Raw genomic sequence first — 12964 nt, forward strand, 5'->3', positions numbered from 1 at the left:
TCAACACAACGGAGAGTTACCTGACGGTAGCTCTTGGTTGTGTTCGGTTTGTTATCCAGGGCACTTGAAGCCCTCCCTTCGGAACGAGGATGATCGATCACTCTGGCGCCCCTGAAAGGGCCGGGGAGATCCCCGGCCTCACCAGCGCCACCATGCCGCGTCCCGCCTGGCCGATCGAAATCCGATCGGCCGCAGCCGGCTCGCCGCTTGTCCCGCTCCCCGCGGGCATTCCCGCTTCCCCCTTGTATGAGGACCTGATGACACAACACATACCGGGGGCGGTGTTCTGGTGCCTCGCCATGGTCACGTTCGTCGGACTGTTGCTGCTGATACACCAGTACCGGATCACCGCCGCCCTACGCCGCCGACTGCGGCTCCACGAAGGCGAACTGCTCGCCCGCGAAGAGGAGATGCGGCACCTCGCCGAGGTCCGGCTCCCCGCTCTGCTAGAGGCGTCCCGCGATGCCGGTACCACGCCCGTTCCTGGACCCCTCCATGCGGATCCCGCCGCATCGGCGTATGGAAAGAACCTGCACAGGGTCGTCGACCAACTCTCCAGGGCCGGCGAGTCCGCGCAGTCGCGGGCGGACAAGTCCGCGAAGGCAACGCTGAAGGCGACGATGCGCGCCCTGCAGGCCCTGGCCAGTGAGCAGCAGCTGTCGATCTCGCAGATGCAAGGCCGGCACGACGACCCCCACGTGCTCCAGGACCTCTTGGAGATCGACCACGCCAACGCGCAGTTCGGCCGGAGGGCCCAGGCCGTCGCCGTGCTCTGCGGCTCATGGCCCGGACGGCAGCGGGCCGCGTCGCCGCTGCTGGACGTGGTACGCGGCGCGACGTCGAGAATCCGGGACTACCGACGCATCAAGGTGCACTCCCGGGTGGACATGGACGTGGTGAGCCAGGCTGTCGAGGCGGTCGTCCTCGCGGTTGCGGAACTGTTGGACAACGCAGCGCGGCACTCCCAGCCCAACACCACAGTCGAAGTGAGCATCCAGCCGGCCCACAACGGCGTCAGTGTCGTCGTCGACGACGCCGGCATCGGCTTGGACGCACGCGAAGCCGACGAAGCCGCGCGACGTCTGTCCGGCAGCAAGGACATCGACATCCACCGGCTCGGCGTCCCGCCGCAGTTCGGCTTCGCCGTGATCGGCGTCCTTGCCGCCCGGTACGGTTTCAGCGTCAGTGTCGACACGCAGTCACCGTACGGCGGCGTGCGGGCCGTGCTCTTCCTCCCCAACGCCCTCCTCAAGCGGGTGCGCTTCATGGGGCCGCCGATTCCCGCGCTGGATGCCGGGACCCCTCCCGCCCCTTCGTCCCCCTCCTTCGAGGCCCGAACGGACACTGCCGCCGAGGCAACTGCCCGCCCCGGGCCCTCCGGAGAATCGTCACCCTTCCCCGAGGCGGGAGCGGCGACGCCGTCCACTGCGGCAGTCCTGCCCAAGCGTCACAGACGCACCCCGCTGCACCAGGAGCGCGCTGACCCAGCGGACCCGGCCCGCTCGGGCCCCCCGCTCGCCCGCCCTGCCGCCGAGACCGCCACCCGTATGGGCGCATTCGCCCGCGGCACCCGCGCCGGCCGTGATGCCTCCACCGACAGCGAAGGAAACGCCGAGCAATGACCGGCCCTATGACCAACGAACTCGGATGGATGCTCGACGAGGTCCTGAAGGTGCCTGAAGCCCGCCATGCGATCCTGCTCTCCGCGGACGGCTTGCTCCGCGCCCACTCCAAGGACATCGACCGCGACGAGGCCGAGCGGCAGGCCGCGGCGCTGTGCGGGCTCCAGTCGATCAGTCGTAGTACGGCCGAGTTCTGTGCACAGCAGACCTCGCCGTGGCAGCAGACACTCGTCGAGTTCGCGGACGGGTACGTCTTCCTGGTGGCCGCCGGCGCGGGCGCGTATCTGGCGGTCTCCGCCGGCCAGGACGTCGACATGGAAGCCGTCACCTACAGCATGCACAAGCTGGTCGACCGGCTCGGCAAGGAACTGACCTCTGCGCCGCGGCTGACTCCGGCGGCCGGCATGCAAGAGGGCACAGGTACGCAGTGACTCCGCCACGATGGGGGCCTGACAGAGGACTCGTACGGCCGTACGTCGTCACAGAAGGCCGTGCTCATCCGACTCGCAACACGGTGGACCTGGTCACGCTGGTGATGGCGGGGCGCAATCGTTCCCTGAGCGGTCTGAATCCGGAGAAACGGCGGGTCATGGAACTGTGCCGGGGTGGAGCCCTGTCGGTCGCCGAAATGGCCGCCCACCTCGCTCTGGCGGTGAGCGTCACCAAGGTTGTGGTCAGCGACCTCATCGACAGCGGCCATCTCACCATGCGGCCTCCCGTCCCCAAGGCACAACGCCCCCATGCCCAGCTTCTGCAGGAGGTGCTTGATGGGCTCCGCGCCCGCTTCTGAACCGGTCTACGTCGGTGACACCGTCACGACCGCGGTCAAGATTCTTGTCGTCGGCCATTTCGCCGTCGGCAAGACCACATTCGTCGGAACCCTCTCCGAGATCCGCCCCCTGCGCACCGAAGAAACGATGACGCGGGCGGGAGAATTCATCGACGATCTTTCGGGGGCCCCCGACAAGAAGACGACAACCGTGGCGATGGACTTCGGCCGCCTCACGCTCAGTGATTCCCTGGTGCTGTACCTCTTCGGCGCCCCGGGGCAGAAACGATTCACCCGATTGTGGGAGGACATGCTGTACGGAGCACTCGGCGCCTTGGTGCTGGCGGACACCCGAAGGCTCGACCACTCCTTCGACATCATGGGTCTGCTGGAAGAGCACGGCCTGCCGTACGCGGTCGCTGTCAATCAGTTCGAGGGCGCGCCCACATTTCCGGAGGCGGACATCCGGGAAGCGCTCGACCTGCTTCCGCAAACCCCGCTGGTCACATGCGACGCGCGCGAAGCCACGTCCTCAGCCGGAGCACTGATCTCCCTCGTCGAGTACCTACAGACCCGCACCTATGGGGAGCAATCATGACGACGCCCCAGCCCACACCCCGGCCGACACCCCAGGCGGCACCTCCTGCCGGCTGCCCGGCGCACGCGGGTGCGCGTCCGGTGGAGCGCTTGTACGGAGTTCAATTCGCCGCCGATCCCATGGCGTCGTACACCCGGCTGCGGGCCGATGGCTGCGTCGCGCCTGTGGAGATAGCACCCGGTGTGCACGCCTGGCTGGTCACCGGCTACGAGACGGCGCTTCAGGTGCTGCGCAGTCCGGAGCGCTTCTCCAAGGACCCACGGCGATGGCGGGCCCTGGCCGACGGGACGGTGCCGGCGGACAGCCCGGTCGTGCCCATGATGATGTATCGGCCGAACGCCCTGTACACCGACGGACAGCAGCACAGCAGGCTGCGCGGCGCCATCACCGACAGCCTCGGCCGCATCGACCCCAACGCGCTCAGGGGGTACGTAGAGCACAGCGCCGACACACTCATCGACCGGATCGGGCCCAAGGGGCGGGCGGATCTGCTCTCCGAGTACGGTGCCGTCCTGCCCTTGTTGGTCTTCAACCAGCTCTTCGGCTGCCCACCGGACATCGGGGACAAGCTCGTCGACGGCATGTCCGGGATTTTCGACGCCGACGCCGACTCGGAGAAGGCGAACGCGGTCCTGACCGAGGGCGTCGCCGAACTGGTCGCCCTCAAACGCAGTAAGCCGGGTCCGGACCTGTCGTCCTGGCTGATGGCGCATCCGGCCCGGCTCACCGACGAGGAGATGATGCACCAGCTGGTGCTCCTCATGGGCGCCGGCACCGAGCCGCAGCAGAACCTGATCTGCAACGGGCTGCGGCTGCTGCTGTCCGACGACCGGTTCGCAGGTGACCTCGCAGGCGGCAGCATGCCGGTCGACGACGCCATCGACGAGGTGCTGTGGACCGACCCCCCGCTGGCCAACTTCGCCATTCACTATCCGCTCCACGACGTGGAGCTAGACGGACAGCTCCTGCGCGCGGGCACCCCCCTTCTGATCAGCCTGGCTGCCGCGAACACCGGTATCGGTCTCGGCGACCGCCGGACCGGCAACCGCGCGCACCTTGCGTGGAGCGCGGGCCCGCACACCTGTCCGGCCAAAGACCCCGCCCGGTTGATCGCCGCAGCCGCCCTGGAAAGGCTCCTCGACCGGCTCCCCGACATCGAACTAGCCGTACCCGTCGAGGACCTGCAGTGGCGGCCCGGACCCTTCCACCGGGCCCTGGCCGCCCTGCCCGTGCACTTCCCCCCAATCGGCCCCGCCCACCCGCCCTCCGTGAGGAATGACGGAACAGCGAACCCGGTCCTGCCGGCATCGACCCCTGCGCCGCCGACATCCACCACGTCAGAACCCGCACCCAGGAGGACCTCGCGGCAGCACTGGTGGAACTCCCTACCGACCTTCTCGAAGAGTCGTCGGGGGTGAGACTGCGTCGCATGCGCGAAATGCCAAGAGCATCGGCGGCGAGGACCGCTCCGCCGTTCGGTGACTCAGGGGCTGACGATCAGACCCACCGTCGCCAGCGCGCCCGCCGCGAAGGACAGGGCAGCGGTCCGCTGCGCGCCGCGCACGGAGCCCTGGCGCCACTTGCGCTCCTTGCGGACCGTCGCCTTCGTCCCCATGTGAACGCGCTTCACGTTGTACGGGTCGTAGACCAACGGGTACAGGTCGCCGACCACGTGCGCGGGGCCCATGGAGACGCCCGTGCCGTGCCGGACCGTCTGACCGTCCTGGGTCGTGAACTCGTACACGACGGACCCCGTGCCCGTCGTGTTGATCGGCCTCGCCCATACCCGTCCTCCAGGGCGACAAGGGCACCGAACTCCGCTCCGACGGCGAGGAGCTGTTGCTGCGTCGCCCGGACGACGAGTTGCGCATCCCGTATGCGGCGATCGCGCGCGTCCGCGCCGAGAGGCGTGACGTCGCCGTCGAGCTGACGGCCCCGGCGGGCTCCGAGCCGACCGTGTACCGGGTCAAGGACGTGAGCGCGGCCGCCGCCTCCGTCTTCGCCGACGTGGTGAACGCCGCGCTGCCGGAGCGCACCGAGGAGGCGATCGACGGCGCCACGCTCGTCGTCACCCGGAGTCTGGTCTCCGGCGACGAGGAGGAGGACGACGAAGTACGGGCCGGACTCCCTGCCCCCGCCAAGTGGGCGACCTACACGGCCCTCCTCGCGGTCGCGGCCCTCGCCGTCGTCGTCGGGGCGGTCGACAAGAACTGGGGCCGGGCAATCGCGACCCTGCTGCTCGGGGAACTCGGCGTGGGAGCCACCTTCCTCGCGTGGGCAGGGCTGACGTCCACGTGGGAGGACTGGTACCTGCGCCGCCACGGCATCACCGTGGATGCGCAGCAGGTCTACCGGAACGGCACGACCACCAACGCCTACACGGCCACGGACGGCGTGACTCGTTACGCCGCCGGCAGCAACAAGGGCAAGCCCGTACAGGTCGCCTACCACCCGCGCAAGCCGGGGACCGCGGTCGTCCGTACCGGGTGGGGCGAGTGGGCGGGCGCACTGACCCTGTTCCTGGTCCTCGCCGCCCTCGCCGGGCTCGTCGACTACGGAACCTACCGCCTCGCACTCCCCGCCTTCGTAGGCTGACGAGCATGTCCCTCACCTCACCCGGCCCCCTCCTCCGGGGCAACAGCGACACCGAACTCCGCGCCGAGGAGGAGGAGCTGTTCCTCACCGACCCGGTCGGGACCTGCGCATCCGCTTCGCCGCGACAGTCCGGGTCCGCGCCGAGAAGCGTGACGTCACGGTCGAACTGACGGCCCCCGGCCGGGGCCGAGCCGACGACGTACCGGATCGAGGGCGTGAGCGCGCCCGCCGTCAGGTCGACCGTCACTGCGGCACCGTCACCAGCCGGGCACAGGCGCGATCACGCAGCGGCCTCGCGTGTCCCGCGCTGCGCCTGGTGGACGGATTCCATGCCGACGAGTACCGCCTCTCCACCCGCTGGTCCGCGGTGCCCGCACGCGTGGACCGGCGGGAACGACTTGCCTCTGGGAGCTGGTGTCGCGGGCTGCGGAAGCCCCGGGACCGTGCGGTCCCGGGGCGTCGGTCTGCTTTGTCGGTTCAGGAGGAGAGGACGCGGATGTCGTCGATCTGCATGGTGGCGGGTCGGCCGACGCCCCAGAAGCCGGCGAAGGCGGTGACGGTGGTGTGGTCGCCGGAGTTGAAGGAGACCGTGATCTGGCTGTAGCAGGCGGGGTCAGTGGCTGGGCACCAGGCGGGTGCGGGGCCGAAGTGTCGTTCGACGGGGGGCCAGGTGCCGGGGAGTCGGACGCCGAAGAAGGCGGTGTTGACGTTGTCGGAGGTGCGGAAGAAGCCGGTGATCGTGTAGTTGGTGTGGGGGCGTACGGGGATGGTCTGGGTCAGTGCGTTCCATACGCGCTGGCCGGGGGAGCTGAGCAGTGCGGACTTGTTGCCGTGGTTGGCTTGGCCGAGGTCGTCTTGGATGACCTTGGTGTCGGGGCCTTCGGTGTGCCAGGGGCGGCGGATGGTGGAGGTGGTCTGCTGTTCGAATCCGCCGTCCTGCAGGGGTTCGCGGTAGAGCTGGATGTCCACGTTCCAGGCGCCGAAGTTGTCCCAGTCCGGGGCGTCGTTGATGCGCAGGTCCAGGGTGCCTGCGGATCCGGCCATGCGGCAGCCGGGCTTCTTGAGGACTTCGTAGGGCTGGAAGCCGGCGAGGCGGGCGATGAGGCTGTACTTGTTCAGGCCGGGGGCGGGGTAGCCGGCGCCGGCCCTCTGGCGGGGGTTGAGGCCGGCGGGGGTGACCCAGTTGGAGCCGTCGGCGGGCTGCCACCACCAGCCGCTGGTGGACACCTCGTCCGTCTCGTGGGGGACGATCCGGATGACGTCTCCGGGGTGCACGATGTCGTTGCGGGGGAAGGTGGTTCCGCGGCCGCCGGCCAGGTGCAGGGTGGTGGCCTGGTCCGGGTCGAAGTGGTGGGTGCAGCGGGTCATGGCGGTGGTCGGTACCGGTGCCGGGTCGGCATGGGCCGGTACTTGTTGGATGAGGAGGGTCAGGACAGTCAGGACGAGAGCGGCGGCCAGGTTGCGGGCCGTTCCTGCTCGGGGCTGAGTCACAGGGTCTTTCCTTTCCATGGGGTTGGGTCCGCCGGGTGGTGTTCCAGGCGGGTCGTGCGGATCGCGGTCGTTGGCCGAGGACGGGGCGGGGTGTGTCACCGGTGTCCGGACGGGGTGGGGCGGAGGTAGGCGTCGACGGCGCGGGCGGGCGGCAGGGGGGAGTAGCCCACCGAGGTGCCGGGCCGGGCGGCTTCGATGACTCGGCCGCGGCCGGTGTAGAGCTGGACGTGCCTGCGGTGGTGGGTGAAGACCAGGTCGCCGGGGCGCAGCTGGGCCCGGGAGATGCGGGTGCCGGCGTAGATCTGGGTGAAAGTGGTGCGGGGCAGGTCGACGCCGGCGGCGTGCCAGGCGGCCTGGACCAGGCCTGAGCAGTCGAACCCGCCGTGTCCGGTGCCGCCCCATCGGTAGGGCACGCCGAGCTGGCGGCGGGCGAAGTCCACCGCTGTGCGTCCCGGCCCGGTGGCGGAGCGGTGACCGGTGTCGTGCGAGGAAGGCGTGCGGGTGCGGGTGTTCGGTCCGGCCGGCAGGATCAGGTGGTGCCCGGCGTAGATGAGCGTGGAGCGACCCAGGTGGTTGGCCTGCTGCAGGGCGGCGACGGTGGTGCCGTGGCGCCGCGCCATCGACCACAGAGTGTCGCCGTTGCGCAGCACCACCTGCCTCCCGGCCTGCCCGGTCTCATGAGTCGCGGCAGCGGCCGGCTGCGGGGCACGGTGCGCGTGTTCGGCCGCCGTCACGCCTACCAGGGCGGCCAGCAGGCTCAGGACCACGATGGTGGCCAGTCGCCGGGCTGCCGTGGCCGTGTGGAATCCGGTGTGCATCACATGTCTCCAGTTGTCGAGGAAGGGACTCGACCGCGCCTGCGGCCGGAGCAGCACGGAGGTGCAGGGGGACTCACCAGGGCGCGCCGGAAGCCCGTTTCAGGCATGGCGGGATCGCGCCGTGGCGCGCGGCGCCACGTGCCGAGGGCAGTGCAGAGGAAGGTTCAGTGGGTCAGGGGGCAGGCCCGAGATGTGGGCACACGGGCCTGCCCGCCTGGGCGCGGATCAGGCGCAGGTGAGGTAGAACTGGTCGGCGACCTTCTGCCGGTCGATGGTGGGGGAGGTGACCTGGACGGCCATCTCGCCCTGCACGGTGTCGCCGGGGCGGGTGCCCTGCAGGCGGACCTCGTAGGTGTCGTACTGGGAGTTGGGCGTGGTGAAGGTCATGCTTCCGGTGCGGGGCTGGTAGCCGCGGTCGATCAGGAACTGGTCGGGGAACCAGCTGTACTCGATCGTTCCGGTCCGCTGTGCGCTGGCACCGAAGGTGAAGGTGATGGGCTGGCTGCAGTCCACGGTGCCCGACCGCGGCTGAACGGAGACCCCCGTTCCCATCAGGATCGGCTGCGACGAGTCCTGACTGGGACTGGACTTGTCGTCCTGGTCGTCCTTGTCGTCGTCGCTGTCGTGAGACCCGCCGCCACCGGGTCCCTGACTGCTGCCGCTGGAGGCACTGCCGCTCGGGCCGCTGCTGCTTTCCCCGCCGCCGTTGTCTCCTCCGGGGGGCCCGCTGGTCGTCCCGCCACCCGGCCCCCGTGTTGCCCCGGAGTTGCCGGCGGTGTTTCCTGCGGTGGGACCGCTGGTCGTCCCGCCGCCCGAGCCCTGTGTGGTGCTTCCGGTGGCCCCTGCAGCGGCGCCGGCGCTGCTGCCCGAGCCGGCGGTACTGCCTGCGGTCGGCCCGTTGGTCATCCCGGTGGTGGCGGTTCCGCTCGACGAGGGGGTGTGAGAGGGGCTCAGGGCGAACGGCTGCTCCTGAAACGGGTGCCAGACCAGCAGCCCCGCAACCGCTGCGATGACCGCCACGACGGCCAGTACGGCGAGCACGACCCGACCGCTGTGCGGCGCGGGTTCCGCCGCTGCGGGCCTCTCTTCGGGCGCACAGACCGCGGCGGCCTCCTCGGCGCGCTGACGGACCAGGTCGTCGAGCGGGGCGGGCAGCCAGCCCGCGCCCACCTGACCGGCCCGGGCCCGACACCAGTCGACCACCTCCTGTGGGCTGGGCCGTCCTTCGGGATCTTTGACCAGACACCAACGCACCAGCTCGCGCAGCACCTCGGGTACCGGTTCCAGATCCGGCTCGGCGTGCACGATCCGGTAACTGATCTCCGTGGTACCCGTCCCGAACGGCGACTGCCCCGAGACGGCGTAGGCCAGCAGTGCTCCCAGGGAGAAGACGTCGCTGGCCGGACCTGCCTGACCGGCGGTCAGCCGCTCCGGCGCCACATAGCCAGGGGTTCCCACCACCAGCTGGGTGCGCGTCAGCGCCGTGGCGTCCCGGGTGCGCGCGATCCCGAAGTCGATCACCTTCGGGCCGTCCCTGTCGACGAGCACGTTCCCCGGCTTCAGATCCCGGTGGACCACCCCCGCGCCGTGGATGGCCGCCAGCGCTTCCGCCACCCCTGCGGCCAGCTTGATCGCCGTGTCCGCCGTCAGCGGACCCTGCGAGGCGACGACCTCCTGCACAGGCGGGCCGGCGACGTACTCGGTGGCCATCCACGGCTCCGCCGCATCAGGATCAGCGGCCACCACAGCCGCCGTGAACATCCCGTGCACCCGGCGCGCCGCGTCGATCTCGTGCCGGAACCGGGCACGGAACTCCACGTCGCCCGCCCGGGCGCCGTCGATGACCTTGATCGCCACCCGTCGGCCGCCGGTACTCTCACCCAGATAGACCCGGCCCATCGCACCGGAACCCAAGAACCCCAGCACCCTGAACCCGCCGATCTCACGGGGGTCATGAGGTCCTGGAGGCCGCACCGATTCCTGCCGGGTCCCGACGGCCGGCCCGGTGCCGCCGCCGTCTCCGGATTCCGGTTGCGCAGCCTGGGTCTTCTGCCGCTCCAGCCGCTCCACCTCCGCCTTGGCGGTCTCCCACCGCTGCGCCCACTCGCCCAGCGCGCGCTCATCGGCCCCGCACGCCCGGACGTAGGCCAGCGCCAGCTCTTTCGCCGGCAGTTTGCGGCCGCTCGCGGCCTCGTTCAGCGTCGCCCTGCTGAAGGGAACCCGCTTCTCCATCGCCGCGTACGAGACCCCCGCCTCGCTCCGCAGCACGCGCAGCCCTTCGGCGAACTCCTTGATCGGCCCCCCGCCCCGCCTGATCGGCTTCTCCCGGCGTCCTGCCATGACAGCCCTCCCAAACCCCCCGGCCGCAGGCGGGATAGGCCCACGGTCACGTTCCCCGCGCTCGCCGGGAACGGCCGGCGCGGACTTGCTGCTCCATGACTACCGCCTCGACCAGCCGCCCGTACCGCCAAACAGCGTCTGAGACGTCCGGCAGGACAACCGGACAACTCCACTGCAGGTCAGAGCACATGCAGTGGACAAGCGCCAGACAATGCGCAGCGCGCGCAGCGCCTAAGCGCGCCCCGGGCGCGCGCCCTCAATCTCCGTACCCTCACCGGTCGTCTCAACGTGCCTCGAGCCGCCGGGAACCCTGACGAACGAGAGGGCCGCAGTGAGCAGGGCGGCCACCACCACAGCGTGAGCGGGGCGTACAGCACGACTCAGCCGCCCAGGGTGAAAGCGCGGGTGAGGGCCGTCCGGGCGGCGGCGACCTCGGTCCGTACCGGATCGGGCAGATGGAGCCACAGGTACGGCCACACGACCGCGAGGCCGAGGCGCAGATCGCGATTCAGCCGGACCGCGACGGCGTGGATACGGTCGCCGCTACGGGTGGGGCGGTCCTGGGGCTCGGTGGCGATGCGGGATCTGGTCCGGCGAGATTCGTGGCGAGCGGTGGGGTCCAGGCGCTCCCCGCGGGTGCGGGCGAGGGCGGCGCGTGGACGCGGAGAGGGACACGGCAGCCGAACTGGCACCAGGGGCCCGGAAACAGACAGGGAACCCAACGGGGTTGGCACTTCTTGAAACTGGCTCCGTCCGCAGTTCCGTGAATGATCTCGATGCTGCTGCAGGCTGTCGGCGAATCGGTCTCACCTCTCGATCGCGCTGCCGAAATGGCACGTCGTCTGCCCGGCGGCCGTCGGCCCGATGTTTCCCCCGTCACGGTGTGCGGTGTAGGCGGCTTCACGCCTTGCGGTTCCAGAATCGGCAGCGTGGGCGAGCGCCGGATTACCGATGAGGCGCGTGCCTTCGGCAAAATGGGCGCATGACCGAGATCCGCACACCCCGTCTCCTCCTCCGTAGCTGGCACGACGACGACCTCGTGCCGATGGCGGACATCAACGCGGACCCACGGGTCATGCGCTGGATCGACGACGGCTCGGTGCGCGACCTGGACCACACGGCCGAGGCCATCGAGCGGTGGGAGGAGGAGTGGGACGAGGAGGGCTTCGGACTCTTCGCCGTCGAGCTGCTGGCCTCGGGCGAGCTGATCGGCTTCGTAGGACTGTCCGTGCCCGAGTTCCTGCCGGAGGTGATGCCCGCCGTGGCGATCAGCTGGCGGCTCGGCTCACAGTTCTGGGGCCAGGGATACGCGTCCGAAGCCGCGCAGGCCACGCTGGAGTTCGCGCTTCAGGACCGCGGCCTGGACCGCGTCATCAGCATCAACCGGGTGGGGGACAACGCCTCCGAGAACGTCATCCGCAAGCTCGGCATGGTGCCCGAGCGGGAGACGGCACACCCGGTGTACGGCTACCCTCTGCGTGTTCACGCCATCGATCTCACCGAGTTCCAGGCATGAATCGGCCGAACCGTCAATCACCACAAGAAAGCCGACCTGGTTGCGCAGGCCGGGGACGATCCGCCCGGCGGCCTGGAACGCGGCCGCAGCATCGGCCAGAACGGTCCCACTGACCTCGGAATGCCCGTAGTCACCAGACCGCGCTCCGGCCCGAGGCAGGGATAAAAGGCTGGTCGTCCCCTCTCGGGTGGGAGAGGGCCGCCTGAATGATCGACCGTGAATTCGCCATCCGAGTGATGGAGGCGCAGCTGGAGCGTGAGTTGCCGGGGCAGCTGCTGGTTGATCATGCCCCCTGGGGCCCGAGGATTCACCCCGATCCCGAAACGCTGGGCGGTGGAGCGAGCCTGTGCATTTCACGTACCGCAGGGCTGTGCCGTTGCGGGGTGTCGGGCGCTTCGGAGTGGGTAGGGGGCCGGGTGCCGCGAGGCAGTTGCGCTGACATCAACCAGGCCCGACAGCTTGGTCTGGCGCCATCACACCGCAAGTTCAGGAAGAACGTTCCCGCCTGGTACGAGGAGCGGCACGAGCAGCAGCGCAAGGCACATGCCTCATGGCGCATCCACATCGAGCACGGCATCGCACACCTGAAGAACTGGAGGACTCTCGCCTGACACCTTGGCCGACGCGAGCACATGAGTGACATCGTCCAAGCCGTCGCCGGACTGCTCTCACACCAGCAGACCGCCACCTTCGGCCACGGCCTTCCAGCGTGAACGCCGACAACGCCACAGCCCTCGACGGGCCACTGCCGGAAGTGGTGCGCGTAGCAGAGCTTGCCCAGATACTTGAGGTTCGGGGCACCCTTGCGGGAGATCGCCGGCAGAATGCGGCGGCGCTTCGACTTACGCCGGTTGGGGTTGCTGTCGTGGCCCTGGTCGCCCAGAAGTACGTCGGGGCGCCTGCGCGGACGACCGGGTCTCCCGGCGACGGGCCGGTGGCCTCGCCCCCCTTTTCGCACGGATGTGGGAGGCATCCACGCAGGCCCGGGTCCAGTCCAGGGCGTCGGCTGCGTGCAGCTCGGCGAGCGGGATGCGGTGGGGCTTCTCGAAGACGCCGGCCTCGTGCCACCGGCTCAGCCGGCGCGAGCAGGTCTGTCCGGAGCCGAACCCCAGCTCCAGCGGCAGCACACGCCCACCAGCACGCATCCACAAGATCGTGTTACGAGCTCTTAGGCAGGCGCCCCGGTCGGCGTGGGTAGGCCCGGGGGAGGTAGCC

Annotated in this window: 15 protein-coding genes; 10 read left to right on the forward strand and 5 right to left on the reverse strand. The window is 69.8% G+C overall.

Annotated features, from left to right (window positions below; translation table 11 throughout):
• The first annotated feature begins 89 nt into the window (after positions 1 to 89).
• The 5 genes from ACZ5CW_RS37400 to ACZ5CW_RS37420 are packed head-to-tail and all read left to right on the forward strand — an operon-like array spanning position 90 to position 4407.
• A complete protein-coding gene (locus tag ACZ5CW_RS37400) occupies positions 90 to 1622 on the forward strand; it encodes an ATP-binding protein (RefSeq protein ID WP_468609579.1) in 1533 nt (510 codons plus the stop codon).
• Positions 1619 to 2053: a roadblock/LC7 domain-containing protein gene (locus tag ACZ5CW_RS37405; protein ID WP_468609581.1), complete on the forward strand. Its 435-nt coding sequence runs from the start codon at positions 1619 to 1621 to the stop codon at positions 2051 to 2053. Before ACZ5CW_RS37400 ends, ACZ5CW_RS37405 begins: the two co-directional genes overlap by 4 nt.
• The gene (locus ACZ5CW_RS37410; RefSeq protein WP_468609583.1) at positions 2050 to 2412 is read left to right on the forward strand and encodes a DUF742 domain-containing protein; all 363 of its coding nucleotides are present in this window, start codon (positions 2050 to 2052) and stop codon (positions 2410 to 2412) included. Before ACZ5CW_RS37405 ends, ACZ5CW_RS37410 begins: the two co-directional genes overlap by 4 nt.
• Positions 2390 to 2989: a GTP-binding protein gene (locus ACZ5CW_RS37415; protein ID WP_468609585.1), complete on the forward strand. Its 600-nt coding sequence runs from the start codon at positions 2390 to 2392 to the stop codon at positions 2987 to 2989. Before ACZ5CW_RS37410 ends, ACZ5CW_RS37415 begins: the two co-directional genes overlap by 23 nt.
• A complete protein-coding gene (locus ACZ5CW_RS37420; protein WP_468609587.1) occupies positions 2986 to 4407 on the forward strand; it encodes a cytochrome P450 in 1422 nt (473 codons plus the stop codon). The genes ACZ5CW_RS37415 and ACZ5CW_RS37420 overlap by 4 nt, the downstream gene beginning before the upstream one ends.
• A gap of 65 nt (positions 4408 to 4472) precedes the next feature.
• Here ACZ5CW_RS37420 and ACZ5CW_RS37425 read toward each other — a convergent pair whose 3' ends face one another.
• Positions 4473 to 4733 (reverse strand): hypothetical protein, encoded by a 261-nt coding sequence (locus ACZ5CW_RS37425; RefSeq protein ID WP_468609589.1) that lies wholly within the window; start codon positions 4731 to 4733, stop codon positions 4473 to 4475.
• A gap of 95 nt (positions 4734 to 4828) precedes the next feature.
• Between ACZ5CW_RS37425 and ACZ5CW_RS37430 the strand changes: the two genes are divergently transcribed.
• A complete protein-coding gene (locus tag ACZ5CW_RS37430; RefSeq protein WP_468609591.1) occupies positions 4829 to 5584 on the forward strand; it encodes a hypothetical protein in 756 nt (251 codons plus the stop codon).
• A gap of 5 nt (positions 5585 to 5589) precedes the next feature.
• The gene (locus tag ACZ5CW_RS37435; protein ID WP_468609593.1) at positions 5590 to 5754 is read left to right on the forward strand and encodes a hypothetical protein; all 165 of its coding nucleotides are present in this window, start codon (positions 5590 to 5592) and stop codon (positions 5752 to 5754) included.
• A 307-nt stretch (positions 5755 to 6061) separates the two neighbouring features.
• Here ACZ5CW_RS37435 and ACZ5CW_RS37440 read toward each other — a convergent pair whose 3' ends face one another.
• From ACZ5CW_RS37440 to ACZ5CW_RS37455, 4 genes are all read right to left on the reverse strand, one after another.
• Positions 6062 to 7075, reverse strand: coding sequence for a hypothetical protein (locus ACZ5CW_RS37440; protein ID WP_468609595.1), 1014 nt, complete (start codon positions 7073 to 7075; stop codon positions 6062 to 6064).
• A 95-nt stretch (positions 7076 to 7170) separates the two neighbouring features.
• The gene (locus tag ACZ5CW_RS37445; protein ID WP_468609597.1) at positions 7171 to 7893 is read right to left on the reverse strand and encodes a C40 family peptidase; all 723 of its coding nucleotides are present in this window, start codon (positions 7891 to 7893) and stop codon (positions 7171 to 7173) included.
• 225 nt (positions 7894 to 8118) lie between these two features.
• Positions 8119 to 10233, reverse strand: coding sequence for a protein kinase domain-containing protein (locus ACZ5CW_RS37450; protein ID WP_468609599.1), 2115 nt, complete (start codon positions 10231 to 10233; stop codon positions 8119 to 8121).
• A gap of 380 nt (positions 10234 to 10613) precedes the next feature.
• Positions 10614 to 10925: a hypothetical protein gene (locus ACZ5CW_RS37455; RefSeq protein WP_468609601.1), complete on the reverse strand. Its 312-nt coding sequence runs from the start codon at positions 10923 to 10925 to the stop codon at positions 10614 to 10616.
• Between the two features lie 75 nt (positions 10926 to 11000).
• Here ACZ5CW_RS37455 and ACZ5CW_RS37460 point away from each other — a divergent pair, with 75 nt between their 5' ends.
• From ACZ5CW_RS37460 to ACZ5CW_RS37470, 3 genes are all read left to right on the forward strand, one after another.
• A complete protein-coding gene (locus ACZ5CW_RS37460; protein ID WP_468609603.1) occupies positions 11001 to 11219 on the forward strand; it encodes a hypothetical protein in 219 nt (72 codons plus the stop codon).
• Positions 11216 to 11749 (forward strand): GNAT family N-acetyltransferase, encoded by a 534-nt coding sequence (locus ACZ5CW_RS37465; protein ID WP_468609605.1) that lies wholly within the window; start codon positions 11216 to 11218, stop codon positions 11747 to 11749. Before ACZ5CW_RS37460 ends, ACZ5CW_RS37465 begins: the two co-directional genes overlap by 4 nt.
• 206 nt (positions 11750 to 11955) lie before the next feature.
• Entirely contained in the window at positions 11956 to 12360 is a 405-nt protein-coding gene (locus ACZ5CW_RS37470) for a hypothetical protein (RefSeq protein WP_468609607.1), read from the forward strand.
• Positions 12361 to 12964: the final 604 nt, after the last annotated feature.

It is taken from the genome of Streptomyces sp. NPDC031379, from assembly GCF_055569615.1.